The following is a 25,178-nucleotide window of genomic DNA, read 5'->3' as shown; positions in this document are numbered from 1 at the left end:
CAAAATCCTGAGCGAAGCCGAAATCCGCGCCCTGCTCGCCGACACGCTGGAAAACCTGTTTGAAATCGAACCCGAACGCATCAAACCCGACACCAATCTCTACGAAGACTTGGAAATCGACAGCATCGACGCGATTGACCTGATTGACCGCATCAAACGCGAAACCGGCCGCAAGCTCAACGCCGAAGACTTCCGCAACGTGCGCACGGTGGACGATGTGGTGCAGGCGGTGTTGAAAGTTCAGGCTGCCGACAGCGGCGCACAGGCGCAGTAAGCGTTTCAGACGGTATTTTCCCGTTTGGGGAAGGTCGTCTGAAAACCGCAAAACGTTGCCAACCAAATACAAAGGCAGCCTGAAAACATGAAAAACCGTTTTCAGGCTGCCGAACCTTTCAATTTCCACCCTTCCCGCACAAGCGGAAATCTTGGCTGGATTTTTATCATCTTTACTGATGCCGAAGCACAAATCCCATCAAACAGGATTTCCGTACACACGGAAATAACCTACCCGCGCAAACCATCATGCCCCTTGCCAAAATCCTGCTCACCCTCGCCAGCCTCGCCTATCCGCTTTTGTGGTATTACGGGCGCGGAAACGGCGCGTTTTTCTGGCTCGCCGCGCTGATGTGCGCCCTGTGGCTGATACGCGCCGCCATGCCGCAAACGGCAGCGCAACGCGCAGTGGCCTTGCTGTTATCCGCCTTTTTCGCCGCCGTTTTGGTTTTCAGGCTGCCCGATTCCATGTATTGGTATCCCGTGGCGGTAAACCTGCTGATGCTTGCCGTGTTCGGCGGCAGCCTGTTTGCCAGACAAACCGTTATCGAACGCCTCGCCCGCCTGCAACACCGCGACCTGCCGCCCGAAGGCGTGCGCCACACACGGCGGGTAACGCAGATTTGGTGCGGCTTTTTTGTGTTCAACGGCGCAACCGCCGCCGCATTGGCATGGCTGCAATGGCATGACTGGTGGGCGGTTTACACGGGCATCGTATCGTATATTCTGATGGGCGCGCTGTTTGCGGGCGAGTGGGTTTACCGCAAACTGGTGTTGAAAGTTTGAGGCAGCCTGAAAACGGGATAGGGCGGGCATAAAATGAGGCATTGTTGCGCCCCGTGAACAAGAAAATAGGGTGGGGATTGTACCGCGCGGAGCGGGGGCGGGCAAAGGTTGAGGCAGCCTGAAAATGGGGGGATGGCGTTTCAGGCTGCCTTGAAGCGCGGGCGGGGCGCAGCGATGCACTCTATGCGATGCGGGCTAGGCTGGCTTACTTAGCCGTTTAGCAGGAACGCGGATTATCACGAATATAAGAACAGGTGGCTTTATTGAGCATCGTAATTTTGGTTTGTTGGATTCATTTTTAATTGTGCGAAAAGACGAAAATGACGATAAAAGCCCGATTATTGCGATTGAAGTAACCCTGCCTGATTGGCTGTTTCGTTCCATGGAAGCAAAACAGGTTAAAACCATATCAGCGGATTATTTCAGGCTGCGTAAACCGCTGGATAGACGCATTTACGAGCTATGCGCCAAACATTGCGGGAAGCAAAAAGAATGGCACATTTCTCTGGAAATACTACATAGAAAATCAGGCAGTATGGCAACGCTGCGCCGTTTTAGGCAGGCGATTAAAGAGTTGGTAGCCAGCAATGATTTACCCGATTACCGACTGACTTATGATGATAAGAAAGATGTGTTGAAGGTAAGGAATCGGGATTTATTCAAACTTTTCGATCTAAACAATAAGGCAGCCTGAAAAGCATGAAAGAAGTTTTGGCTGCCTTTTATTACATTATTTGTTTTTTGGATACATTTCCAAAAAAACTAATAGGAGTGAAGAACAGAATTTTCCCGTTCTTCTATCTAAACTGGCAGTAACTATAGTTATGGGGCAATCTAATGTGGTTCTTCCTTTTAATATAGGAAGATTATAATAAACATCTTCTTCATTCTTCTTTCAAAGCATTGACCAATAATTTGCTTTGGCGATTTGAACGCGCTCGTAGTTCTGTATATTGCCCAGTTTATCTGCTGTCCAAGCAACAGTTTGGACAGCAACAGGTGCAAACTGTTGTGATACTTCGCGCTGCAAATCTAGCTCACTTTGCACTTTATCCGCATCAAATCGGTTTTTCAGGCTGCCTGAAAGGCTTTGTGCCGTTTCTGTGGTCGCTGTTGTGTGAATTTGTTCTTTGGTTTGTTCTGCCGTTAAGCCTGTCTACTGAATCTGGAAAAAATATTTAGCATCACAATCAATAGGTTGATAAAAATAAATAAACCCATCTTGTAAATATAATTTTTCTTTTCTAAAAAATTTTATTTTTCCATTATTATAACTACATTTATAGTAAACAACATTTTCTCGATCATCATCAAAAAGATATTGAGGTAAAATATTACCTTCATTATCTAATTCGATTTGTTCAGAAAAAATTTCTTTTCCATTTGAATCAAAAAATACTATTTTTTGAAAATCTATGTTATGTGTATACAAGTAAGCATAGTCCCATTTAAAATTAGTAATATCCCTTAATGGTATCAATTGTGAATTATATATTATTTTATTTAAAACACTTTTATCTATTTGTTTGTTATTTAATAATAATGCACACAAAACAACTAATGCACACAAAACAACAATCAAAAATATTCTTTTATTCATAATTACCACCCCATTCCATTATTAATTAACTGCTTTTGTAATATAAGCCTTTTTTGTTGCATAACAGGTCCTGCGCCTGTTGCATCCAATTGACCTATTTTATTTATTGCATTATTGTAAACAGTGATAGGCAGTTTTTTCTTGACGACATTATATGAATTAGAATTGTTTTTTTCTGCTTGATATAAACCTTCTTTTAGATAGTAATTAAGGACATTAATCGCCAATTTTTTATTATCAGAGTTGGGATTTTTAATGGCAATTTCTCTACCAATTTGATTATTTAATTGATCAATCATTTCATCTGCTTTATTTAATGAAATATTTTCCCGTTTTGAAAAATCTATTTTGAACCCTGTTTCATGGCTATTACCCACTTGAGTAGCAATATTTTCTCCCAAACGATTAGTTATTATTGCTTGCCATAACGTATGACGAAAAGCATTTCCAACCCCTCCTTCTCCACCAAATTGTCTATTATCGAACAAATTTAATTGAAATGTTGAAGCAATTGTTGAAATATTTGGATTAAGCAAGCGTAGCCTGCATAGGTAGGTTGTGTGGCTTTGCCACGCACGCGGTCTTTGCCATTTGATAGCCAGCCTGAAATCTAATGTCGTTTTCAGGCGGTTTTTTGGTTTTCAGGCTGCCTCATCCCATCCAGCAGCCTGAAACCCACCCCCGCTATCTCCCACGCTTGCCCGTTGCCCGGCGTTCCGCCCATTCCAACGCCATCAGCCCCAGCAACACCGCCGCGCGGTGTTTCCATTTGGCGGGCAGCATCGCCAGCTTCAAGCCATCCGCATGCCGCACCGCTTCGCCCGCCGCATCCGCCAGCTGCCAAACCACGCCCGATTTGGCTTGCGCCGCCTGCTTGCGCTGCGCCGCCTGCTGTTGCGTGCAGCGCAGTTTCACCCGCGCCAAATCGCATTGCAGCAGCAGCAATTCCCGTTGTTCTTGTTTACTCAGCATCGCGCGCTTCTCCTGTTTGCGGTTTTTGACGGAAGCCGGCGGTTTTCAGGCTGCCTGAAAACGCCGCCAAATCTTGTTGCAACGCGGCAAGCGTTTGCTGCACCTGCGCCGTGTCGCGCTGCCAAATGCGCGGAATGCGCCGCAGCAGCAGCCACATCGCCGGCACGCCCGCCGCCGCCACGCTAAAAAACAGCCAAATCTTCGCCTGCGCCGTGAGCACCACATTCAGCCCCAGCAGCAACGCCACCAGCATCACTACCAGCACCACCGCCGAAACCGCAATCAGCGCGACAATCACCAACACGCCGCGCAGTTGCTCGTTGGCATCCATTTGCAGCACGCGCAGCCGCAGCAGCAGCAATTCGCCGCCCTGCGAAGCCAAGGTTTTCAACGTTGCCAAATCTTGTCTGATACCCATTTTCAGGCTGCCTTTAATGTCGTTTTACTTAATGTTGTTTCACCATAGTGGATGAACTAAAACGATTGCCGCGCCGCTTGTCTTGCCCGTTTTAGTTTATCCACCATAAATTCAGGCTGCCTTATCGCAGCAAGGCAGCCTGAAAACACATCGCTTATTTGCGGTTGAGCAGCACGCCCACCACCAAACCCGCCAACGCGGCAAAGCCCATGGCGTAATACGGTTTTTCGTTGATGTATTCATCCGCGCGTTGCGCTTGGTGTTTCACTTGCTCCACTGCGCGGGTTTCCAATTTTTGCAATTTGCTTTGCGCCACGCCCAAGTGCGCCTGCAAACGGTTTTTCAACTCCTGCGTTTCTTCCGCGCTGCGCTCTGCGCCCGCTTGATACAAGTTTTCCACCTCGTCCAACACGGTGCGGATTTCGCCCAACAAGGCTTGTTTTTGTGCTTCAAAATCGGATTTCATCGTATGACTCCTTATGTTTACACGATGCCAACGCGGCAACGCTGCCACGCATATTGCAGGCAATCGCCCCAATCCGCAAGCAACTTTACACTACACGGTTTCAGGCTGCCTGAATCTCCCCGCCGCCCTTCTGCGCCTTAAATTTCCCTTTCATCACCGCCAGCACTTCCTCATCGCAAAACCACACATTATCAGGCTCGGGCAGCCACACCGCGCCGCTGTCGCACAGCCACGCCGCCTCCCGCCCCGAAAGCTCGTCCCGCTCCGCCACCTTCACGCGCGGCGTGCGCCCCCAATCCGTCAGCGGCAAGAACGGCAACGCCGCCGCCACCGCCCGATTATGCGCGTTCAAATCGCCCGTTTCGCACGCCGCCGAACACTTGCCCAGCAGCGAAACGGGACACGGCGCGCCCTTGGGCAACTCGTCGGGCAAAATGCCCAACAGAGCGGGGCACAGCCCAAACTTCTTCGCCCATGCCGCCAGCGCGCGTTTCGCCGCTTTGGGGTTGGCAAACAAACCATGCGGCGGCTCGGTCAAAAAGCCCGCTTTCAACGGGCGCACCCGCGTTTTCAGGCAGCCTGAAACCTGCTCCGCCTTAATCGTGTGGCGCACGATGCCGTCGGTCGGCGCAAGCCGGTTGCGGTAAAACACGCTGCCTTTCACCGCCACGCTGTGCAACGCGCCCAGCGTGGGCACAAATTCCAAGCGCGCCGCCTGCGCCACCGCGCCCCCGCCGCGCCGCAGCATCGCCGCCACTTCCCGATACGCCTGCGCGTGCGTGTGCACCGCCACCACTTCGTCCGCCGCATTGCGCCACACCGACACGCCATGCTCATCGGGCAACGCAGAGGCAGCCTGAAAAACGCCCGCAGGCAGGTTGGCGGGCAACATCGGCGGGTTCGCCAACTGCCGCATCAGCTGCCCCAGCAGCGGCGCACCCTTCTCGCGCAACGCCAGCTGCAAATATTCCGCCACCGCCAACACATCGCTCATTGCCCGATGGCGGCTCGCCACCGCCAAACCATGCCGCTCGATGATGCTGTCCAAATTATGCTTAAAAAATTCGGGATACAGCTTGCGCGACAACTGCACGCTGCACAGCCCCGCCGTGGCAAAGGCAAACCCGTTGCGGCGGCATTCGTGGCGCAAAAAAGTGTAGTCAAAGCGACTGTTGTGCGCGATGAGCAAACTGCCGCGCAGCAGCGGCAACACCTGCGGCGCAAATTCGGCAAAGGTGGGCTGCCCTTGCAACATCTCATCCGAAATGCCAGTTAAATCGCGCACAAAACCGCTAATCGGCATATTGGGCTGAATCAGCTGCTGCACCGCCGTGATTTCGCCCTGCCAAAAATGCAAAAACGCCAGCTCGGTGATGCGGTCGGCATAAAAATGCCCGCCCGTGGTTTCCAAATCCAGAATCACAACGGGAATGGGCAGCGTGCGGAAAAATTCCGCCAAAGGGAACAAAGCGGCGTAAGGCATGGGGGTACTCATAATACAAAAGAGCCGCGATTATACGGTTTTTGCAAAAAAACGGGCGAAGCAGCTTGACGAAGCCGCCCGAACTGCCTATAATCCGCTTTTTTGCTGCACCCGTAGCTCAGTTGGATAGAGTATCTGGCTACGAACCAGAGGGTCGGGCGTTCGAATCGCTCCGGGTGCGCCAAAAATGCTATCCGCGCCCATCGTCTAGCGGTTAGGACATCGCCCTTTCACGGCGGTAACGGGGGTTCGATTCCCCCTGGGCGTGCTAAGGTTTAACCCCTTGCTTGTAATGAGCAAGGGGTTAAGTGTTTTCAGGCTGCCGTATTTGTATTTTGTTTGCGCGATGGTTCGCCGCGATGAACCAACCATTGCAATGTAGCGGCAAGCGCTTCGGGCTGCGGGCAATCGACCGGTTTAGCGCGGGCGGTGCGGGCAAACAAATCGGCAAGCTGCGCGGGCAGGTGGCGGGTTTTGCCCAGCCGCAGCAGGCAGCAGATGGCCAATTGCTGCCGCTCCAAACCGCGCCAGCGTTGGCGGCGTTTGGCGAAATAGTTTTTGGAGATGCGCGCAGCGCTTTCAGGCTGCCTTTGAATTTGCCCAAGTCATACAGCGTGTAGGCAAGATAAATCTGCGCGAAGCCGTTTTCAGGCTGCCTATGCGCCATGCGGGCAAAGCAGCGCAACGCGATTTTGAGCCGTTTGCGCCGCTTGTTGCCCGACAGCGCGGCGAGCGCATAGGCGGCGTGCCCAAGCAGCTCGTCGTCGCGTTGCGGCTGCCGGTTTAGGCGGCGCAGCAGCGTTTTGAGCAGCCGTTTGCGCATGGGCGGCGCGGATAATTCCGCCACATCAAAAATAAGCATTAAATCGGATTGGTTGAGCACATCCAGCGGGCGGTCAATAAAATCAAACGGGGTCATGTTTTTTCCTGATTGTTGGGGCAGCCTGAAAACGCATTTTACCGTTTCAGGCTGCCCTTGTTGGGATAGGCGATATGGGCGGATAATCGTTGCGTTAAGTATTAATATGAGGCAGCCTGAAAAGCCAAAACGCCTCATCCATCCAAGCAAAGGAGTGCAAAATGAAACCTACCATCGCCGTTTTAACAGGCGCAGGCATCAGCGCAGAAAGCGGGCTGGCCACCTTCCGCGACAGTAACGGCTTATGGGCAAACCACCGCATTGAAGATGTGTGCACGCCCGAAGCATGGGCGCGCAATCCGCAGCTTGTGCTGGATTTTTACAACCAACGCCGCGCCCAAGCCGCCGCCGCGCAGCCCAACGCCGCCCACATCGCCCTCGCCCAGTTGCAACAGCATTTTTCCGTTTACATCATCACGCAAAACGTGGACGACCTGCACGAACGCGCAGGCAGCCGCAACGTGCTGCATCTGCACGGGCAGCTCAACCAAGCCCGCAGCAGCGCCGACCCCGATTACATCATCCCCTGCACCCAAGACCAAACGCTGCAAGACAAAGACCCGCACGGCAACCCCATGCGCCCGCATATCGTGTGGTTCGGCGAAAGCGTGCCGCTGCTGGACGAAGCCGCCGCCATCGTGCGCCAAGCCGATGTGTTTCTGATAATCGGCACATCGCTGCAAGTCTATCCCGCCAACACGCTTGCCTACTACGCTCGCCCCGATGCCCGCATCATCGTGCTAGACCCGCACCCGCAAAACACCCAATCGGCGCAAGTAGAAATCATCCGCCAAACCGCCGCCGCAGGCGTGCCCGCGCTGTGCCGGCACTTGATTGAATGCTATCCGTTGTAATTAACCGTTTTCAGGCTGCCTTAGAACCTGTATTCACTCTTTGCATAGGCAGATTTGATGACATAAAAGCGCGGATACAAGGCAAAAAGCGCAGCAAGGTTGGACACCTTGCGAGCATTTTTAACGCGGTAGCCGCGTTTTTAGGGCATAAAAGATGCCTATGCAAAGAGTGAATACAGGTTCTTATTTCACAGGCAGCCTGAAAACCATTAAAATCCCCCTCCCATCCACTCAACCACGAAAGCATCCCATGATTGCCAAACAACTTTTTGAAGAAGCCGCCAGCAAAATCAGCGAAACCCTTGCCAACAGCCCCGCCAAAGATTTGGAAAAAAACGCCAAAGCCATGCTCGGCAGTGCGTTTAACAAAATGGATTTGGTAACGCGCGAAGAATACGACATCCAACAACAAATCCTCATCAAAACCCGCGTGAAGCTCACCGAGCTGGAAGCCCGTTTGGCGCAACTGGAAGCACAGCTTGCGCCCCAAGCCAGCGAAGCCGAAGCCAATGGAGCGCAAACCGCCGAACCCAATCCCGAAAAAACCACAACCAAACGCAAACCCAAATAACCCCAACCCTACCCATCCAAGGCAGCCTGAAACCCATTTTCAGGCTGCCTCAATCTTTGCCCATTTGCCCAGAACCTGTTTACAGCCACACAACCAGAATACGTTAGCGGCGACCGTGTCGGAGGCTGCAAACAGGTTCCAAGGCAGCCTGAAAACCCCGCACCCCACTTTACACAAACAACCCCACATTTTCCCTTGCCCCCCGCGCCCCACTCCACTACAATCGCGCGTTTTTTCAAAAAATCCCTCCCCGTATTTAAAGTCTTCTGCTGCCCGAACGCCGCTAAACAGCCCCAAAGCCTGTCCAAAGCAATCAAACAGCCTGTTTCTCTTATCAAACGGAGTATTGCTCATGACCAGCACCCAACCCTATCTACAAATCAAAGGCTTGGTAAAAAAATTTGGCGACAACATCGCTGTAAATTATCTGAATCTTGACATCAACAAACACGAAATTTTCGCCCTGCTTGGCAGCTCAGGCAGCGGCAAATCCACCCTGTTGCGCATGCTCGCCGGCATGGAAACCCCGTCCGAAGGGCAAATCATCCTAGACGGGCAAGACATCACCAAACTCGCCCCCTACGACCGCCCCATCAACATGATGTTCCAAAGCTACGCCCTGTTCCCCCACATGACCGTAGAACAAAACATCGCCTTCGGCTTAAAACAAGACAAACTGCCCAAAGAAGAAGTGCAGGCGCGCGTAGACGAAATGCTGCGCCTGGTGCAAATGCCGCAATACGCCAAACGCAAACCGCATCAACTATCAGGCGGGCAACAACAGCGCGTTGCCCTTGCCCGCAGCCTAGCCAAGCGCCCCAAGCTGTTGCTGCTGGATGAGCCGCTGGGTGCGCTGGACAAAAAATTGCGCCAGCAAACTCAATTTGAGCTGGTGAACACATTAGAAAAAGTGGGCGTAACCTGCATTATGGTAACGCACGACCAAGAAGAAGCCATGACCATGGCAAGCCGCGTGGCCATTATGTCGCACGGCGAATTGCAGCAAGTGGGCACACCCGCCGACGTGTACGACTACCCCAACAGCCGCTTCACTGCCGAATTTATCGGCGAAACCAATATTTTTGAAGGCAAATTGGTACACAAAGACGAAGCCCACGCGCTCATCGACTGCCCCGAATTGCCCGCCAAAGTGTATACCGACCAAAAATTTGAAGCCGAAAACGGGCAAACCATCTGGATTTCCATCCGCCCAGAAGACATTGATTTGCACAAAGAAAAACCCGCCCACCGCGACACGCACAACTGGGCGCGCGGCAAAGTGAAAGAAATCGCCTATTTGGGCAGCTTCGCCATTTACCATGTGCAAATGGAAAACGGCCGTATCATCAAAAGCCAAGTGCCCGCGCCGTATTGGTATGTGCGCGGCATTGAACCGCCCACATGGGGCGACGAAGTGTATCTGGATTGGCCCGAAAACCAGCCCACCCCATTAACCCGTTAAAAAGGCAGCCTGAAAATGTCTTCCGTAAACATCAAACGGCGTATGCGCCCAGGGGCGCGCTTTGTTATCGGCGTACCGTTCACCTGGCTGTTTATCTTGGTTTTGCTCACCTTTGCCATCGTGTTCAAAATCAGCTTCGCCGACCAAACCTACACCATCCCCCCGTTCACGCCCCTATTTGACGAAAAAGGCGCACTGCAGGTTTTCACCAAAAACTACCAAGAAATTTTCGTGGATTTTTGGCCCTCCTTGCTGGACATCATCAACCCCCTCTCCGGCGACTCCGGCGGCAACATTTATGTGCTGACTTATTGGCTGTCGATTAAAACCGCACTCTTGACCACGCTGATTTGCCTGCTGATTGGCTATCCGATGGCGTATGCCATTTCCCGCGCCAATCCTTCCATCCGCAACACCCTGCTGCTGCTGATTATGCTGCCCTTTTGGACATCGTTCCTGCTGCGCGTGTACGCATGGATGGGGCTGCTCAGCACCAACGGCATCATCAACACCTATCTGCTCAAATGGGGCATCATCAGCGAGCCATTGGAATTGTTTTACAACAGCTTCTCGCTGATTTTGGTGATGGTTTACGCCTATTTGCCGTTTATGATTCTGCCGCTTTACACCCAGCTGGTAAAACTGGATAACCGCTTGCTGGAAGCCGCCGCCGATTTGGGCGCGCATCCTGTCAAAGCCTTTTTCATGGTAACGCTGCCGCTGTCCAAATCGGGCATCATCGCAGGTTCCATGCTGGTATTCATCCCGTCCATGGGCGAATATGTGATTCCCGAACTGGTGGGCGGCCCTGACAACCTGATGATTGGTAAAGTGTTATGGCAGGCGTTCTCCGACCAAGCCAACTGGCCGCTTGCCGCTGCGATCGCGGTGGTGATGGTGTTGGTGTTGGTGGTGCCGATTGCGCTGGAACAATATTTCACCAACCGTGAAAACGCAAAAGGAAGCAAATAATGAATAACAAAATTTCTCCTTTTTTGAAGCTGGCGCTGGTTGCGGGCTTGCTGTTTTTGTATATTCCCTTGTTTATCTTGGTGATTTATTCGTTTAACGATTCCAAGCTGGTAACCGTGTGGGGCGGCTTCTCCACCAAATGGTATGGCCGCCTGCTGCAAGACCAGCAAATTTTGAGCGCGGCTTGGCTGTCGTTGAAAATCGCCGTTTGCGCTTCATTTGCGGCGGTAACGCTCGGCACGATGGCGGGCTACGCGATGGCGCGGATTAAACGCTTTCGCGGCAGCACTTTGTTTGCCGGCCTGATTTCCGCGCCGATGGTGATGCCCGATGTGATTACGGGCTTATCCATGCTGCTGCTGATTATCCAAGTGCAAACCATGCTGCAAGGCTGGCTGCACAGCGATGTAACGTGGCTGGACCGCGGCTTTTTCACCATTTTCTTGGGGCACACCACGCTGTGCATGGCGTATATTACCGTGGTCATCCGCTCGCGCTTGGCGGAGCTGGACCAATCGCTGGAAGAGGCGGCAATGGATTTGGGCGCGCGCCCGATGAAAATCTTTTTTGTGATTACGCTGCCGCTAATCGCGCCGGCCATCGCATCGGGCTTCCTGCTGGGCATTACGCTGTCGCTGGATGACGTGGTGATTACCTCGTTCTTGTCGGGGCCAGGGTCTTCCACGCTGCCACAGGTGATTTTCTCCAAAATCCGCTTGGGGCTAGACCCGAAAATGAATGTGCTGGCAACGATTTTTATCGCGGTGATTGGCACGCTGGTGATTGTGGTGAATTATTTTATGCTGCGCCAAGCCACCAAGCGCGAGCGTGAAATGCAAGCGGCGTATAAGGCAGAACAGAAAGCGTTGGAAAGCGCGTAGGCATTTGTGAATAACATAAAAGCAGCCTGAAAACGGGGAAACGCGTTTTCAGGCTGAAATTTTTGCAAAACGCCAACGGCAGTCTGAAATCTAAAATGGAGCGGCGACGGCTCGTCGCCAAATGCTTAGTTCAACATGGCTTTGTTGGTTGGCAACATCGGCGAGCCGCCGACGCTCCATCGGTTGCAGGTTTTGCAAAGGTTTCAGGCTGCCTTTGGTGTGCGTAGTTGTGATTTGATGCTACGAAGTCACTCAGTGCGACCGCGAAATGCAAGCGGCGTATAAGGCGGAACAAAAGGCGTTGGAAAGCGCGTAGGCGTTTGTGAACAACATAAAGGCAGCCTGAAAACGGGGAAACGCGTTTTCAGGCTGCCTTTTGTATGTAGACAAGCGGCGGATTATTTTTTGCCGCTGCTGTCGCCTTTGCCATCCGCATTCAGCGCGGGAAGGGCGTTCCATTCTTTGGCTAGCTGCGGAAAGGCTTGCTCAAAATCCACCGTGTTGACATCGGTCGCTTGCAGGGTGAACTGCGGCGTGCGGGTGTAGTGGTTATAGGCTTCCATTTTGATGCGCAAGCCGTGCCCCATCAAGCCGCCGAGGTTTTCCATTCGCATGGTGGCGAAGTACGCCAACAGCCTGCCTTTGCCGTCGTAGTAAAACTCGTATTCAACGGGCGGCTGTTTATCCGCGATGGCGGTGGTCATACCTTGCACCGCGCTGCTGATGGCTTCTAGGCTGGCAACGAAGCGGTCGTAATCGGCTTGGCTGATGTTGGCATTGCCGGGCTTGCCTTGCTCGCGCAGTTGCTGTTGCAGGCTTTGGAATAACACTTTGGTGCTTTCCACGCTTTGCTTGCTGTTGGAATGCAACGCGATGCGATGGCGCGCGCCGATTTTGCGGGCGGTGTCGTTTAAAGGCAAGGCGGTAAAAGCATCGTCGCCCAATGCTTTGATGCTTTCGTCATAGGCTTTGGGCAGCGCGCGCCACACATCGGCAAAGGGGATTTTGTTTTGCCATTGCTTAGGCAGTCTGAAACGCACAATCGGCTTGTCGGCAGACAACGCCGAATCGGCGAGCGGCAGGCTGGGCTCAAACGCGCCCAAATCCACATACGCCGTTTGCGCTTTGATGTCCAACTGCATCGGCACTTTCAGGCTGCCTAATGCGTTGCGCGTTTCGTAATGCAATTCGGGCACCAATTCTATTTTGCCGCGCGGCAAATCCATCGCGCCTGTGTAATGAACCGATAGGGCGTTAAACAGCGTTTGCGTTGTTTTATCGCGTCTGGCTTGTTTTTCTTGAAATTCTTGGCGAATTTTGTTTTGTTCTGCCGCGCTTAATGGTTTTTTGTCGCGCTGTGCCCACTCCGCTTTCCATTTCACGTCGTCCTCAATGCGTTCATGGCGCATCTGGCGCGATTGCTCAGTTTCATACAGCGCAAAAGTGGCTTTGCCCGATAGGTTGTATTGCGTGTCTTGCTTAAACTGTCGCTGCATACCGTGGCGATACAAATCGGCAGGCTTGCTTGGCGCAGCCTGCATACTGCCACACGCGCTTAATGCCAGCGCAACCGCGCCTGCTAAGGTGGATTTCAAAATCGTTTTCATGGCGATAAACCTTTTTTAACACAGAAAACACCTATCTTAACGGTTTTCAGGCTGCCTGAAAACGCCCGTTCTCATTCCCGATAATTTCACTCAACAATGCTAAAATACCGCCCCATCACACCACACTCAAAAGGAACACATCATGGCACTCCTGCAAATCGCCGAACCCAACCAATCCGCCGCGCCGCACCAGCACCGCCTTGCCGTGGGCATCGATTTGGGCACCACCAACAGCCTAGTCGCCACCGTTCGCAGCGGCTCCGCCGAATGCCTGCCCGATGAAACGGGCGCGGTGTCGCTGCCATCGGTGGTGCGCTATTTGGAAAACGGCGGCAAAACCGTCGGCAAAGCCGCGTTAGACGCACAAAAGATTGACCCGCACAACACCATCTCGTCCGCCAAACGCCTCATCGGGCGCAAGCTGTCCGAAATCGACGCGGCACACATGCCCTATCGTTTCGCCGACAACGACAAAATCATCGAATTGCAAACCAAACACGGCAAAAAAACACCGATAGACATCTCCGCCGACATCTTAGGCAGCCTGAAAACCCGCGCCGAAGCCAGCCTAGGCGGCGAACTGGTGGGCGCGGTGATTACCGTGCCCGCCTATTTTGACGACGCGCAACGCCAAGCCACCAAAGACGCGGCGCGGCTGGCGGGGCTGAACGTGCTGCGCCTGCTCAACGAACCCACCGCCGCCGCCATTGCCTACGGCTTGGACAACGGCGCGGAAGGCACGTTTGTGGTGTACGACTTGGGCGGCGGCACGTTTGACGTATCCGTGTTGCAGTTGAGCCGTGGCTTGTTTGAAGTGAAAGCCACGGGCGGCAATTCCGCGCTGGGCGGCGACGATTTTGACCACCGCCTGTTTTGCCACATTGTTGAAAACAATCAGCTTTCCATTACCGACGAACGCGACGCGCAACTGCTGCTCGGCCTGGTGCGCGCCGCCAAAGAAACGTTAAGCCGCGACAACGAAGCGCACATTCAGGCTACCTTGGCCAACGGCAAAACGCTCGACATCACCGTCAGCCGCAGCGAATTCCACGCGCTCACGCAGCATCTGGTCGCCCAAACCATCGCTCCCGTGAAGCAAGCGCTGAAAGACGCGGGCATCGGCAAAAACGACATAAAAGGCGTGATTATGGTGGGCGGCGCCACGCGGATGCTGCATGTGCAGCAAGCCGTTGCCAACTTTTTCGGGCAAACCCCGCTCAACAATCTGAACCCCGACCAAGTGGTTGCGCTGGGCGCGGCGATGCAGGCAAACGTGCTGGCGGGCAACAAAACTGACAGCGAATGGCTGCTGCTGGACGTAACCCCGCTGTCGCTGGGCTTGGAAACCTACGGCGGCTTGGCGGAAAAAATTATCCCGCGCAACAGCACGCTGCCCACCGCCCGCGCCCAAGAGTTCACCACCTTTAAAGACGGGCAAACCGCCATGACCATTCATGTGGTGCAGGGCGAGCGCGAAATGGTCGCCGATTGCCGCAGCTTGGCGAAATTCACCCTGCGCGGCATACCGCCGATGGCAGCGGGCGCGGCGCGGATTCGCGTTACCTTTCAAGTGGATGCCGACGGCTTGCTGTCCGTGTCCGCCCGCGAGCAAACCACCGGCGTGCAGGCGCAAATTGAAGTGAAACCGTCCTACGGCTTGGACGACGCCACCATCACGCAAATGCTGCGCGAGGGCATGGCGCACGCTGGCGCCGATGCCGCCGAACGCGCCCGCGCCGAAGCCCGCGTGGAAGCGCAAAGCCTGATAGATGCCGTTACCGCCGCGCTGGCATTAGACGGCGACTTGCTCACCGCCGAGCAAACCGCGCAAATCCGCGCCCAAATGGATGCCCTCGCCGCGCTGCTGCCCAATGCCGATGCCGCCGCCATCCGCGCCGCCGTGCAAACCCTGTCGCAAGGTACGGACGATTTCGCCGCGCGGCGCATGAACCGCAATATCCAGCGCGCGCTGCAAGGCGTGAGCGTGGAGCAGTTGTAGAACAGATAGGCAGCCTGAAAACAGGATTAAGGCCGTTTTCCCATTTTTGATTCTCCATTTCCGCTTATGCTGCTCCGCCGTCTTTACACCCTCTTTACCGCCCTGCTCTGCCTGTTTCTCATCCATACCGTTACCGCCAAACCCTGGCTGCAAACCGACCTCGCCGCGCTGCTACCCGCCGAGCAGCAACCCGACGCGCTGCTGGTTGCCGCCGACAAAGCGGGCGAGGCGCAGCTGAACGGGCAAATCGTCATGCTCACAGGCAGCGCAAATGCGGAAACGGCTTTTCAGGCTGCCGCCGAAATCGCCGGCAAATGGCGGGAAAGCGGCGTGTTTGCCGAGGTGGACAGCAGCATCATGCCCGATTTGGACAGCGTGCGCGCCGATATGCAGCGTTTGGCGCAGGCAACACTGCCGCAGGAGCAGGCGCGGCTGCTGTTTCAAGAACCGAAACGGTATTTCCAAACCCGCGCCGAAGATGCGGCGAACCCGTTTGCCGCCGTTTCGCCCTTGTCGCTGGAACAAGACTGGCTGGGCTTCGGGCGGTTTGTGGCAGCAAAAGCCAATCCGCAGAGCCGTTTGCAGTGGAATATGGACAACGGCATGTTGTTCACGGAGGCGGACAGCAAAACGTGGGTGTGGCTGCGTGGAAAATTAAAAACGGGCGACAACTTTTCGGGCAACGACAAACTGCTGCCGCTGATCAACGACAGCCGCGCCATCGCGCAGAAACACGGCGCAGAAACGCTGGCGGCAGGCGGTGCGCTGTTTGCCGCCGTGTCCAAATCCGCTGCCGAAGCGGAAAGCCGAACCATGAGCATCGTCGGCACGCTGGCAACGTTCGCGCTCTTGCTGTGGGTGTTCCGCAGCGCGCGCGTGTTCTGGCTGGTGCTACCGCTGGCGGCGGGCATGCTCACGGGGCTGGCGGCGGCGTTGGCGGTGTTCGGCGAAGTGCATATTTTGACGATTGTGATTGGCACGAGTTTGGTCGGCATGCTGGTGGATTTTCCGCTGCACTGGCTTGCGCCGTCGGTTTTCAGGCAGCCTGAAAACGAAAAATGGTCGTCTGAGAGCGCGATGAAACACGTTTTGCCCAGCTTTGCCGTGAGCCTGCTGATTACCGTGTTGGGCTACGCGCTGTTATGGTTCACGCCGCTGACCGTGTTGCGCCAAACCGCCGTGTTCTCAGGCTTCGCGCTGCTGGGCGCATTCGGCGCAACCGTATTGTGGCTGCCGCCGCTGTTTCGCCGTTATCAGGCAAAAGCCGTGCCGTTTGCGAAATTGACGGAAAGATTACTCCGCCTGAAAGGTCGTCTGAACAAGCGTCTGCACAAACGCGGCTGGCTTGCGCTCGGCGGCATTTTCTTGGCGGTAGGGCTGTGGCGCAGCGACTGGCACGACGACATCCGCCAATGGGTCAATATGCCCTCTGAAATGCTGGCGCAAGTGCAGCGCATCGGCGAATTGAGCGGCACCGATTTCGGCGGCCGCTACATCGTTACCGAAGCGGCAAGCGAAGACGCGCTGCTCGCCAAAAACGCCGAACTCGCCCAAGCCCTGCAACCGCTGGTGGCACAAGGCAAGCTCGGCGGCTTCCAATCGCTAGACCAATTTGTCGCGCCCGTGTCCGAACAGGAAAAACTGCAAAACCGCCTGCGCGAACTGGCAGGGCAGCCTGAAAACTGGCAGCCGCTCGCCGACATCGGCATTCCGCGCCAAACCATACACGATGCCCTGATTCAGGCAGCCGACACGCCGCCGCTCACGCTTTCAGGCAGCCTGAAAACCCAACTCGCCCAAGCATGGCAACCGCTGTATCTGGGCGAAGTGGCACACGGACGCTACGCCGCCATCGTGCGCCTGAACGGTTTGACAGACGAAGCCGCCGTCCGCACCGCCGCACTGGGCATTGCAGGCACACACTGGGCAGACAAACGCGCCCATCTCAACGCACTCTTCCACCACACACGCAACCAAGCCGCATGGCTGAAACTCGCCTCCTACGCGCTGGCGTGGCTGCTGCTGTGGCGGCTATTCGGCGCAAAACGCGGCAGCAAAATCCTTGCCGTGCCGCTTGCCGCCGCCGTCTGCACCGTTGCCGCGCTCGGCTGGCTGGGCATACCCGTGAGCCTGTTTGCCATGTTCGGGCTGCTGCTCGTTTCTGCCATCGGCGTGGATTACGCCGTCTATGCCGTAACCGCCAAACACACCGCCGCCGCACGCTTGGGCGGCATGCTGCTCGCCGCCGCCACCACCGCAGCCTCTTTCGCCCTGCTCGCATTCAGCAGCACGCCCGCCGTTGCCGCATTCGGGCTGACGGTAACAATCGGGGTGGGGTTTAACCTTTGGCTGGCGGGGGCGTTGTTGGAAGATTGAAGCATACCCAAAGCCCCGCAAATCGCTTTTTTTGCTCCATGACAAAAGGCAGCCTGAAAACCATAATTCCGTTTTCAAGCTGCCTTAAACAATTCTATAATCACGCCTTTATGTCAAACCGTTACCCACGACAAATCCACCCACGAAAGGAGTTTCATTATGTCCGCCCACAACCAATTTGACGTAGCCGTCATCGGCGCAGGCCCGTCAGGCTCGGTGGCTTCCGCGCTGCTTAACAAACAGGGCTTCAAAGTATGCGTGCTGGAAAAACAGCATTTTCCGCGCTTTGTGATTGGCGAGAGCCTGCTGCCGCACTGCATGGAAATGCTGGAAGAAGCAGGCTTTGCCGATGCCGTGCGCGCCGAAAAAGGCTTTCAGTTTAAAAACGGCGCGGCGTTCGCATGGGGCAGCCGCCGCACCGCGTTTGACTTCACCGAGAAATTTTCAGACGGCCCGGGCACGGTGTTCCAAGTGCGCCGCGAAGTGTTTGACAAAATCCTGATTGACGAAGCCGCCAAACAAGGCGTGGAAGTGCGCTTCGGGCACGGCGTAACCGCGTTTGACAACAGCGGCGACACGGCGCGTTTGAGCGTGGAAACCGACACGGGCGAGAAATACGAACTCGCCGCCCGCTTCGTATTGGATGCCAGCGGCTACGGCCGCGTGCTGCCGCGCCTGCTGGATTTGGAAACGCCCTCGCACCTGCCGCCGCGCATGGCGCATTTCACCCGCATCACCGACAACATCGCCGCCGATTCGGGCTTCGACCGCAACAAAATCCTCATCACCACCCACCCGCAACACCGCGACGTGTGGTTTTGGACGATTCCCTTCGGCGACAACACCTGCTCGCTCGGCGTAGTCGGCACGCCCGACAAACTGGCGGGCGAACCCGAAGCCGTGTTGAAAAAAATGGTGGCAGAATGCCCTAATCTGGTTGAATTGTTTAAACATTCCGAATGGGAAAATGGCTTCCCCTACCGCAGCATCCAAGGCTATTCCGCCAACGTCAAAGCCCTGTACGGCAAACATTTCGCGCTGTTGGGCAACGCGGCGGAATTTCTTGACCCTGTGTTCTCATCGGGCGTAACCATCGCGCTGCATTCCGCCAAACTCGCCGCCGACCTGCTCACGCGCCAGCTCAAAGGCGGCGCGGCAGACTGGCAAACCGAGTTCGCCGAACCGCTGATGGTGGGCGTGAACGCTTTTCGCACCTATGTGGACGGCTGGTACGACAACCGCTTCCAAAACGTGGTGTACGCGCCCAACCGCGCCCCCGAAATCAGCCGCATGATTTCGTCCATTCTCGCGGGCTATGCGTGGGATACCGCAAACCCGTTTGTGGCGAAATCGGAACAACGCTTGAATACGCTGGCGGAGCTGGTGGGCGATTTGGCGTTTGAATAGGCGTTGATGCCGTCTGAAAGCGTTTCAGGCTGCCTTTTCGCGATTGGAAAGGCAGCCTGAAAAATGCCGTACCGCCGTTTCAAACACACCGAAAGGCAGCCTGAAAGAGCAAAACGCTTTTTCAGGCTGCCTTTTGCCGCTTGGCGAAGGTTTGAACGCGGGCGGGATGGCAGCGTAACGGCAAAAGCTCCCCGCGCGGGTACGCCGCGATGCGCGGCGTGATAGGGCAAAAGATTGGGCTGAGGCAGCCTGAAAATGAGTTTGCGCTGTTCTGCGTGGCGGATATTTGGGTTTGGGCAGCCTGAAACTGCGTTCATCAACCGGCAACCACCATAATCCGCTGCTCTTCGTACCAATAGCCGTCGGGGCGGGGGGCTACTTGGGCGTACAGCGCGGCGGGGGTGATTTGGCTGCGGCTGATGGTTTCGGGCTGCGTGATGCGGGCGGGGGCGAGGTATTCGGTGCGGGGAGGCGGTAGTAGCGGGCGTGTTCGGGCAGGGTTTGGGGGTGGTTGTCCAGATGCCGCTCCATGCTTGGGGGAAGGTGGGTGGGAGTTTGCCTGCGGAGGTGAAGCCGATGCCGCGCACAATGCTGGCGCTGCGGATGTTGTCGGGGGCGATGCCGTGTTGGCGCAGGGCGGCTTGGGCTTCGGGCGTGGCGAGCAGGGCGAGCTGGCGTTGCAGTTTGCGTTGTTTGCGCGCGAGGGTGTCGCGCGGGTTGAGCCCTGCCATGTGCTCGCCTGTTGCGCTGCCGTGGTATTTGCAGGCGAGTTCGATGTGGTAGGGCGTGCCGTTGAGCTCGGCGATGTAGTCCATTTCGCCCAATGTGCTGTTGCCGCCCGCCTCATTGCCGTAAACGGGCAGATTGGCGGCGAGCAGCTTGGCATGGGGGGCGTGGGTAAACCAGTAGGCAAGCAGGTCTTCGGCGTATTTGCCGAGGGCATAGCGGTTGCGGGTCAGGTTTTCAGGCTGCCTTTGGGGATCGCTTTGCCATTGGTCGTTCCATGCTAACAGCAGCCTGAAACCGTGTTCGCCGAGTAATTGGCGCACGGGCAGCTCGCAGCCTGTGTGCCACAGCGGCGGGGCGGTGAGCAGGCTGGCGAGGTCGCGGACGGCGGGGTGAGCAAGCCGCCACCAAAGGGCATCTTGGGCGTAGTTCATGGGGTGTCTTTCGCGGATGATTCAGGTGCGCCAGTATAGCGCGAGATGGCGTTTCAGGCTGCCTTGGGCGTGTGGGCATTCAACTTTTGCGGCGGATTTTGCGTCAGAAAATGGCAGATGCAAGGCAAAAACATGAGCCAATGCCACCCATTGGCGAGTGTTTTTAACGCGGCAGATGCCGTTTTATGACGGAAAAGCCGCCAAAATGTTGATTGGCAACACGCCCGAGAGTTTATGCCATAATCCGCCTTTTCTTGTTACACGGCAGCCTGAAAATGCCTTGCTACCTAAAAATCGCCGTAAACGTTCCCCTCGGCTTGCTCACTTATGCCCACCCCGCGCCGCTGCCGCGCGGCACCCGTGTGCTGGTACCGTTTATCAACAAAACGGTGGCGGGCATCGTGTGGGGCGAGGAAACGCAGCCTGAAATCGCCACGCACAAAATCCGCGCCGTGCAGCAGGTGTTTGCCGACGAGCCGCCGCTGCCCGAAAGCTGGCTGGCGCTGATTGAGTTCACCGCGCGCTATTACCACTATCCCATCGGGCAAACCGCGTTCACCGCGCTGCCGCAAGCCCTGCGCGAAAACCAAGCCGCCAAAATACCGCAGCCTGAAACGTTCTACACGCTCAACGATTTGGGCAAGCAGCAGCCCGCGCCGCCCGCGCGTTCGCACAAAAAACTTGCGCTGTGGCAAGCCCTGTTTTCAGGCTGCCTCTCTTTGCCCGCGTTGAAAAAAATCCACCCCCAAGCCGCCAGCTTGATTAACGAATACGCCGCGCAAAATTGGCTTGCAATCACCACGCAAGGGCAGCCTGATGTCCCCCCATCCGCCCACACGCTCAACCCCGAGCAGCAAACCGCGTCTCGCCAAATTCAGGCTGCCCTCGGGCAGTTCCAACCCTTTTTGCTCTACGGCATCACAGGCAGCGGCAAAACCGAAGTCTATTTTGACGCGATGGCAAGCGCGCTCGCGCAAGGCAGGCAAGTGTTGCTGCTGCTGCCCGAAATCAACCTCACGCCGCAGCTGTTGCAGCGCGTGGCCAACCGCTTCCCCGGCCTGCCCGCCGCCGTGCTGCACAGCCAAACCGCCGCCGGCAAGCGCAGCCAAGACTACCTGCGCGCCATGCTCGGGCAAGCCAAGCTCATCATTGGCACGCGGCTTGCTGTATTTACTCCTTTGCCCGATTTGGCGCTGATTGTGGTGGACGAAGAACACGATTCATCGTTCAAACAAGACAACGAACTGCGCTACCACGCCCGCGATTTAGCCGTGTGGCGCGCCCGACAAGCCGCCTGCCCCGTCGTGCTCGGCAGCGCCACCCCCAGCTTAGAGAGCTGGCACAAAGCGCAAACAGGCGCATACCGCCTGCTCACCCTGCCGCATCGCGCCAACCCACGCGCCCAGTTGCCGCAAATCCAGCTTTTAGACGTGCGCCCGATTACGCTCAACAACGGCATCTCACCGCTCGCGCTCAAAATGCTGCAAGACAACCACACTCAAGGCGGCATGTCGCTGGTGTATCTCAACCGCCGCGGTTTCGCCCCCGCGCTGTTTTGCGGCGATTGCGGACACACCTTCGGCTGCCCGCATTGCTCCGCCAAAATGGTGCTGCACCAACGCGCCCGCCAGCTGCGCTGCCACCATTGCGATTTCAGGCTGCCCATTCCCATCGCCTGCCCCGATTGCGGCAACCAAGATTTAACCGCCGTCGGACAAGGCACGCAGCGCATCGAAGACACCCTGCGCGCCGCCCTGCCGCAAGCCCAAATCGCTCGCGTGGACAGAGACAGCACCACCCATCAGCGCGACTGGGATGACCTCTACGCCGCCATCCGCGCAGGCGGAATCGACGTATTGGTCGGCACGCAAATGCTCGCCAAAGGACACGACTTCGCGCGGCTCAACCTCGTGATTGTGCTCAACGCCGACGGCTCGCTGTTTTCCAGCGACTTCCGTGCCCCCGAGCGGCTGTTTGCCGAGCTGATGCAAGTGTCGGGACGAGCAGGGCGCGCCGAAAGTGCAGGACGCGTGCTCATCCAAACGCGGCTGCCCGAACACCCCGTTTTCGCCGCCGTGCGCGCGCAAGACTACCCCCTGTTCGCCGACCACGAGCTTGCCCAGCGCGAACTGTTTGCCCTGCCGCCTTATGGTTTTCAGGCTGCCGTCCGCGCCGATGCGACCGCCCAAGCCGAAGCCGGCCAATTTTTAAACGACATCCGCGACTGCATCGCCCCCCTGCTGCCCGAAAACGTGCACCAATTCGGCGCCGTCCCCATGCAAATGGCGCGCCTCGCCGAACGCGAACGCGCCCAAATCTTCCTGGAAAGCCCCAGCCGCAAAGCCCTGCACCACGCGCTCAACCAATGGGAGCAAGTGCTCAACCAATACAAAAGCGGCAGCATCCGCTGGCATATCGACGTGGACACGCAGGAAATTTAGGCAGCCTGAAAATACAGTTGCTGAAAATGAGACAAGGCGGCAACCCCGCATCATGCCATTCAGCCCACCATAAACGCGACACCCACCCTTTAACCCACCCCCGCCCATGCCATTCCCTTACATAACCTTACATAAAATGATAGAATGCCCAGCGTTCACTCCTGCCCACCAAACCGCACAACCGATTCAGAAAGACCCGAATAATGAACCTACAACACTTCGTTGATAAGATGCTCACACTCAAAGGCGCGATTGCAGCGGCAATTGTCGATTTTGAGAGCGGAATGCTGATGGCATCAGGTAGCAACGACCCCGCATTCGATTTGGAAGTGGTGGCGGCGCGCGGCAGCGAAGTGATGCGCGCCAAAATCAAAACCATGCAGAAGCTGGAAATGGACGACGACATCAACGACATCATGATTACCACCACCAGCCAATACCATTTTCTCTGCCCCGTCAAACAACACCGCAATATGTTCATCTATCTTGCCGTGAACCGCAAAAGCGCAAATGTTTCACTCTGCCGCCAAATGATGTTTGCCGTAGATAAAAATCTGGTTTAACCCAAACAAAAATCCTGCTCCATCGGCAGGATTTTTTGTGTACGGCTATCAGCACATTCAAGGCAGCCTGAAACCTAAAATGGAGCGGCGACGGCTCGTCGCCAAATTGCTTATTAAACATAGCATTACTGATTTTCCAAAATGTCGGCGAGCCGCCGACGCTCCATCGGTTACAGGTTTTGCAACGGCTTCAGCCTGAAAACAGGATGACGCAACAGCAGCAATCTCATTTCCGCTTCGCCAAACCCCATTTCAGGCTGCCATAATCATCTGATGCAGCCTGAAAACGATAAACCACAAAGCCCCAACCCATTTTCAGGCTGCCTTATCCCGCTTCTCCCCTTGCCCGCGCAACACATCCCCCAAGCTCCCCCGCAATCCCGCCATACACCCGCGCATCAAGCCATCCAGCCCTTTATCCGCGCACACGCTATTGCCCACATCAAACACAAACGCGCGAAACAAATCCCCCAGCCCAATCTCGTCAGGCGCGCGGCACAACACCCAGCCGCCCGCCCGCCGCGCCACATAGCCCAAATTGTCCAGCCGAAGCAGCAACAGCTCCGCACGGTCATAGCCCACATTCAGCCGCTGGCGGAAATCCCGCAACGTCAGCACCCGATTCTCCCGCGCCAAAAGCAGCAACACCGCCAACACATCATCCAATACCGTATGCGCCGCATGCGTGCGCAAAAACGCATTGCCCTGCCAATAATTGCAACACGCCGTAAACAACGCCCCGCCCAACACAATAGACCACAGCAAATGCAGCCAAATCAAAAAAATCGGCACAATCGCAAACGCCCCATACACCAGCTCATAGCTATGAAAATGGCGCAAATATACCCCAAAGCCCCATTTTGCCACCTCCAACAACGCCGCCGTCAGCCCCGCCCCCAGCACGGCATGGCGCATCGGCACATAACAACTGGGCGTAACCCGAAACACCAAAGTCAAAGCCAGCATACCCAACAACAGCTGATGCACCACTTTCAGGCTGCCTGAAAACCAAGCAGGGCTTTGCGCCGCGCCAAAAAACAGCAAATTGGTTGATAACGACACGCTCACCCCCACCACCGCAGGCACCAGCACCACCAGCACCAAATACATCGGCAAGCGCACCCACCAAGACCGCCGCTGCTGCACACGCCAAATCTGATTAAACGTCTGCTCCACCGTATTGACCATCATCAACACCGTAACCACCATCAAGCCCACCCCAAAAGTCGTCAAACGCCCTGCCTGCAATTTGAATTCATTCAAATAATCCGCCACCGCCGACACCCCGCTGGGCACAATCGTCCGATTCAAAAACAGCATAAACGTATCCACCATGCCCCCAAACAGCGGAAACACCGTAACCACCACCAGCAGCACCGTCAAAATTGGCACCAAAGCCAACAGCGTGGTAAACGTCAAACTCCCCGCCGCCTGCAACACATCCACCTCATTAAACCGCCGCCACAAAAACCGCGCAAACCCCGCCACACGCCACCGGCTCACACCACTCCCATTCAACATCGCCAATCCAATCCACACAATTCAGGCTGCCCATCACCCAAGCAGCCTGAAAACATAATATAAAAAGCATCCGTCCAACCCAAAGGCAGCCTGAAAACAACATAATCCCCGTTTCAGGCTGCCACCGCTAAATAGAAAAATCCTCCACCGCAGGCGCAAACAACAACCGATTCACCCGCTCCCGCGTCAACCCCCCATCCAGCAAGCCCATAAAATCATACGCAAACCCCCGCAACACCCCATCCGAGCGCACCACCACCTTATATTCCCCCAGTTCAAACAAATGCCCCACATCCAAAGCCACCAAATCCCCATATTTCTCCCCATCAAACCCATCAACGGCATTTTCAATATTGACGACAACGGCACAATCAAAATAGACCACATCCAAGCCAACCTGCTGCAAAAAGGCAGCCTGAAAATCGCAGGCGACATCCGCACCAGCGA

Annotated in this window: 22 protein-coding genes, 2 tRNA genes and 1 pseudogene; 15 read left to right on the top strand and 10 right to left on the bottom strand. The window is 55.6% G+C overall.

Annotated features, from left to right (window positions below):
- The first annotated feature begins 7 nt into the window (after positions 1-7).
- The 3 genes and pseudogenes from JDW22_RS12750 to JDW22_RS12740 all read left to right on the top strand — a co-directional run.
- Entirely contained in the window at positions 8-274 is a 267-nt protein-coding gene (locus JDW22_RS12750) for an acyl carrier protein (protein ID WP_200523427.1), read from the top strand.
- A 248-nt stretch (positions 275-522) separates the two neighbouring features.
- On the top strand, positions 523-1,059 hold the full coding sequence (locus tag JDW22_RS12745; RefSeq protein WP_207748846.1) for a COG4648 family protein: 537 nt from the start codon (positions 523-525) through the stop codon (positions 1,057-1,059).
- Between the two features lie 220 nt (positions 1,060-1,279).
- A pseudogene (locus tag JDW22_RS12740) lies at positions 1,280-1,753 on the top strand (replication initiator protein A); the annotation flags it as partial.
- A gap of 462 nt (positions 1,754-2,215) precedes the next feature.
- On the opposite strand, the gene JDW22_RS12735 reads toward JDW22_RS12740, so the two are convergent.
- The 6 genes from JDW22_RS12735 to JDW22_RS12710 form a co-directional block, all read right to left on the bottom strand.
- Positions 2,216-2,659: a hypothetical protein gene (locus JDW22_RS12735; RefSeq protein ID WP_207748845.1), complete on the bottom strand. Its 444-nt coding sequence runs from the start codon at positions 2,657-2,659 to the stop codon at positions 2,216-2,218.
- Positions 2,660-2,661: 2 nt separating this feature from the next.
- Complete coding sequence (locus JDW22_RS12730) at positions 2,662-3,195, bottom strand: DUF6973 domain-containing protein (RefSeq protein ID WP_200523356.1); 534 nt, start codon at positions 3,193-3,195, stop codon at positions 2,662-2,664.
- Between the two features lie 148 nt (positions 3,196-3,343).
- Positions 3,344-3,631, bottom strand: coding sequence for a hypothetical protein (locus JDW22_RS12725; protein ID WP_200523355.1), 288 nt, complete (start codon positions 3,629-3,631; stop codon positions 3,344-3,346).
- Positions 3,621-4,049: a hypothetical protein gene (locus JDW22_RS12720; RefSeq protein WP_200523354.1), complete on the bottom strand. Its 429-nt coding sequence runs from the start codon at positions 4,047-4,049 to the stop codon at positions 3,621-3,623. Before JDW22_RS12720 ends, JDW22_RS12725 begins: the two co-directional genes overlap by 11 nt.
- A 154-nt stretch (positions 4,050-4,203) precedes the next feature.
- Entirely contained in the window at positions 4,204-4,515 is a 312-nt protein-coding gene (locus tag JDW22_RS12715) for a DUF883 family protein (protein ID WP_003798070.1), read from the bottom strand.
- A 100-nt stretch (positions 4,516-4,615) separates the two neighbouring features.
- Positions 4,616-5,998, bottom strand: a complete 1,383-nt coding sequence (locus JDW22_RS12710) for a 3'-5' exonuclease family protein (protein WP_235965513.1) — start codon at positions 5,996-5,998, stop codon at positions 4,616-4,618.
- Between the two features lie 107 nt (positions 5,999-6,105).
- Between JDW22_RS12710 and JDW22_RS12705 the strand changes: the two genes are divergently transcribed.
- Positions 6,106-6,182: transfer RNA gene (locus tag JDW22_RS12705), tRNA-Arg, on the top strand.
- Between the two features lie 12 nt (positions 6,183-6,194).
- Positions 6,195-6,266 (top strand) — tRNA-Glu (locus tag JDW22_RS12700).
- Between the two features lie 36 nt (positions 6,267-6,302).
- On the opposite strand, the gene JDW22_RS12695 is transcribed toward JDW22_RS12700, so the two are convergent.
- Positions 6,303-6,917 carry a hypothetical protein gene (locus JDW22_RS12695; protein WP_200523352.1) on the bottom strand — a complete coding sequence of 205 codons (615 nt, stop codon included), beginning with the start codon at positions 6,915-6,917 and terminating at the stop codon, positions 6,303-6,305.
- A gap of 161 nt (positions 6,918-7,078) precedes the next feature.
- Here JDW22_RS12695 and JDW22_RS12690 point away from each other — a divergent pair, with 161 nt between their 5' ends.
- The 5 genes from JDW22_RS12690 (at position 7,079) to JDW22_RS12670 (ending at position 11,657) form a co-directional block, all read left to right on the top strand.
- Positions 7,079-7,771, top strand: coding sequence for a Sir2 family NAD-dependent protein deacetylase (locus JDW22_RS12690; protein WP_200523351.1), 693 nt, complete (start codon positions 7,079-7,081; stop codon positions 7,769-7,771).
- 250 nt (positions 7,772-8,021) lie between these two features.
- Positions 8,022-8,342, top strand: a complete 321-nt coding sequence (locus tag JDW22_RS12685; protein ID WP_200523425.1) for an accessory factor UbiK family protein — start codon at positions 8,022-8,024, stop codon at positions 8,340-8,342.
- A gap of 352 nt (positions 8,343-8,694) precedes the next feature.
- Positions 8,695-9,804 (top strand): ABC transporter ATP-binding protein, encoded by a 1,110-nt coding sequence (locus tag JDW22_RS12680; protein WP_003798082.1) that lies wholly within the window; start codon positions 8,695-8,697, stop codon positions 9,802-9,804.
- Positions 9,805-9,813: 9 nt separating this feature from the next.
- Positions 9,814-10,776, top strand: a complete 963-nt coding sequence (locus JDW22_RS12675; RefSeq protein WP_407929590.1) for an ABC transporter permease subunit — start codon at positions 9,814-9,816, stop codon at positions 10,774-10,776.
- Positions 10,773-11,657, top strand: a complete 885-nt coding sequence (locus JDW22_RS12670; protein WP_200523424.1) for an ABC transporter permease subunit — start codon at positions 10,773-10,775, stop codon at positions 11,655-11,657. Before JDW22_RS12675 ends, JDW22_RS12670 begins: the two co-directional genes overlap by 4 nt.
- A 398-nt stretch (positions 11,658-12,055) precedes the next feature.
- On the opposite strand, the gene JDW22_RS12665 is transcribed toward JDW22_RS12670, so the two are convergent.
- Positions 12,056-13,264: a hypothetical protein gene (locus JDW22_RS12665; protein WP_200523349.1), complete on the bottom strand. Its 1,209-nt coding sequence runs from the start codon at positions 13,262-13,264 to the stop codon at positions 12,056-12,058.
- A gap of 142 nt (positions 13,265-13,406) precedes the next feature.
- Here JDW22_RS12665 and hscA point away from each other — a divergent pair, with 142 nt between their 5' ends.
- From hscA to JDW22_RS12650, 3 genes are all read left to right on the top strand, one after another.
- Positions 13,407-15,263 carry a Fe-S protein assembly chaperone HscA gene (hscA, locus tag JDW22_RS12660; RefSeq protein ID WP_200523348.1) on the top strand — a complete coding sequence of 619 codons (1,857 nt, stop codon included), beginning with the start codon at positions 13,407-13,409 and terminating at the stop codon, positions 15,261-15,263.
- A 66-nt stretch (positions 15,264-15,329) separates the two neighbouring features.
- Complete coding sequence (locus tag JDW22_RS12655; RefSeq protein WP_200523347.1) at positions 15,330-17,639, top strand: MMPL family transporter; 2,310 nt, start codon at positions 15,330-15,332, stop codon at positions 17,637-17,639.
- A 159-nt stretch (positions 17,640-17,798) separates the two neighbouring features.
- On the top strand, positions 17,799-19,046 hold the full coding sequence (locus JDW22_RS12650; protein WP_200523346.1) for an NAD(P)/FAD-dependent oxidoreductase: 1,248 nt from the start codon (positions 17,799-17,801) through the stop codon (positions 19,044-19,046).
- Here the strand turns inward: JDW22_RS12650 and JDW22_RS12640 are convergent.
- Positions 18,953-20,206, bottom strand: coding sequence for a DUF1853 family protein (locus JDW22_RS12640; protein WP_407929589.1), 1,254 nt, complete (start codon positions 20,204-20,206; stop codon positions 18,953-18,955). The two genes, JDW22_RS12650 and JDW22_RS12640, sit on opposite strands and share 94 nt — an antisense overlap.
- Positions 20,207-20,481: 275 nt before the next feature.
- Between JDW22_RS12640 and JDW22_RS12635 the strand changes: the two genes are divergently transcribed.
- Both JDW22_RS12635 and JDW22_RS12630 read left to right on the top strand, forming a co-directional pair.
- Positions 20,482-22,647 carry a primosomal protein N' gene (locus JDW22_RS12635; RefSeq protein ID WP_200523345.1) on the top strand — a complete coding sequence of 722 codons (2,166 nt, stop codon included), beginning with the start codon at positions 20,482-20,484 and terminating at the stop codon, positions 22,645-22,647.
- Between the two features lie 203 nt (positions 22,648-22,850).
- The gene (locus JDW22_RS12630; RefSeq protein WP_200523344.1) at positions 22,851-23,210 is read left to right on the top strand and encodes a hypothetical protein; all 360 of its coding nucleotides are present in this window, start codon (positions 22,851-22,853) and stop codon (positions 23,208-23,210) included.
- Between the two features lie 315 nt (positions 23,211-23,525).
- Here JDW22_RS12630 and JDW22_RS12625 read toward each other — a convergent pair whose 3' ends face one another.
- A complete protein-coding gene (locus tag JDW22_RS12625) occupies positions 23,526-24,713 on the bottom strand; it encodes a YihY family inner membrane protein (protein ID WP_200523343.1) in 1,188 nt (395 codons plus the stop codon).
- Positions 24,714-25,178 lie beyond the last annotated feature (465 nt).

The sequence above is a fragment of the Kingella bonacorsii genome (assembly GCF_016623605.1).
Classification (GTDB): Bacteria; Pseudomonadota; Gammaproteobacteria; order Burkholderiales; family Neisseriaceae; genus Kingella_B; species Kingella_B oralis.
This window is presented reverse-complemented; position numbering and strand designations above follow the sequence as displayed.

What these genes read in the sequence shown, in the direction of transcription:
- JDW22_RS12685 (WP_200523425.1), top strand. Translation starts at nt 8,022, where the DNA reads ATGATTGCCAAACAACTTTTTGAAGAAGCCGCCAGCAAAATCAGCGAA.
- JDW22_RS12640 (WP_407929589.1), bottom strand. Translation starts at nt 20,206, where the DNA reads ATGAACTACGCCCAAGATGCCCTTTGGTGGCGGCTTGCTCACCCCGCC.
- JDW22_RS12720 (WP_200523354.1), bottom strand. Translation starts at nt 4,049, where the DNA reads ATGGGTATCAGACAAGATTTGGCAACGTTGAAAACCTTGGCTTCGCAG.
- JDW22_RS12680 (WP_003798082.1), top strand. Translation starts at nt 8,695, where the DNA reads ATGACCAGCACCCAACCCTATCTACAAATCAAAGGCTTGGTAAAAAAA.
- JDW22_RS12655 (WP_200523347.1), top strand. Translation starts at nt 15,330, where the DNA reads ATGCTGCTCCGCCGTCTTTACACCCTCTTTACCGCCCTGCTCTGCCTG.
- JDW22_RS12745 (WP_207748846.1), top strand. Translation starts at nt 523, where the DNA reads ATGCCCCTTGCCAAAATCCTGCTCACCCTCGCCAGCCTCGCCTATCCG.
- JDW22_RS12715 (WP_003798070.1), bottom strand. Translation starts at nt 4,515, where the DNA reads ATGAAATCCGATTTTGAAGCACAAAAACAAGCCTTGTTGGGCGAAATC.
- JDW22_RS12735 (WP_207748845.1), bottom strand. Translation starts at nt 2,659, where the DNA reads ATGAATAAAAGAATATTTTTGATTGTTGTTTTGTGTGCATTAGTTGTT.
- JDW22_RS12710 (WP_235965513.1), bottom strand. Translation starts at nt 5,998, where the DNA reads ATGCCTTACGCCGCTTTGTTCCCTTTGGCGGAATTTTTCCGCACGCTG.
- JDW22_RS12665 (WP_200523349.1), bottom strand. Translation starts at nt 13,264, where the DNA reads ATGAAAACGATTTTGAAATCCACCTTAGCAGGCGCGGTTGCGCTGGCA.
- hscA (WP_200523348.1), top strand. Translation starts at nt 13,407, where the DNA reads ATGGCACTCCTGCAAATCGCCGAACCCAACCAATCCGCCGCGCCGCAC.
- JDW22_RS12630 (WP_200523344.1), top strand. Translation starts at nt 22,851, where the DNA reads ATGAACCTACAACACTTCGTTGATAAGATGCTCACACTCAAAGGCGCG.
- JDW22_RS12650 (WP_200523346.1), top strand. Translation starts at nt 17,799, where the DNA reads ATGTCCGCCCACAACCAATTTGACGTAGCCGTCATCGGCGCAGGCCCG.
- JDW22_RS12690 (WP_200523351.1), top strand. Translation starts at nt 7,079, where the DNA reads ATGAAACCTACCATCGCCGTTTTAACAGGCGCAGGCATCAGCGCAGAA.
- JDW22_RS12725 (WP_200523355.1), bottom strand. Translation starts at nt 3,631, where the DNA reads ATGCTGAGTAAACAAGAACAACGGGAATTGCTGCTGCTGCAATGCGAT.
- JDW22_RS12635 (WP_200523345.1), top strand. Translation starts at nt 20,482, where the DNA reads ATGCCTTGCTACCTAAAAATCGCCGTAAACGTTCCCCTCGGCTTGCTC.
- JDW22_RS12695 (WP_200523352.1), bottom strand. Translation starts at nt 6,917, where the DNA reads ATGACCCCGTTTGATTTTATTGACCGCCCGCTGGATGTGCTCAACCAA.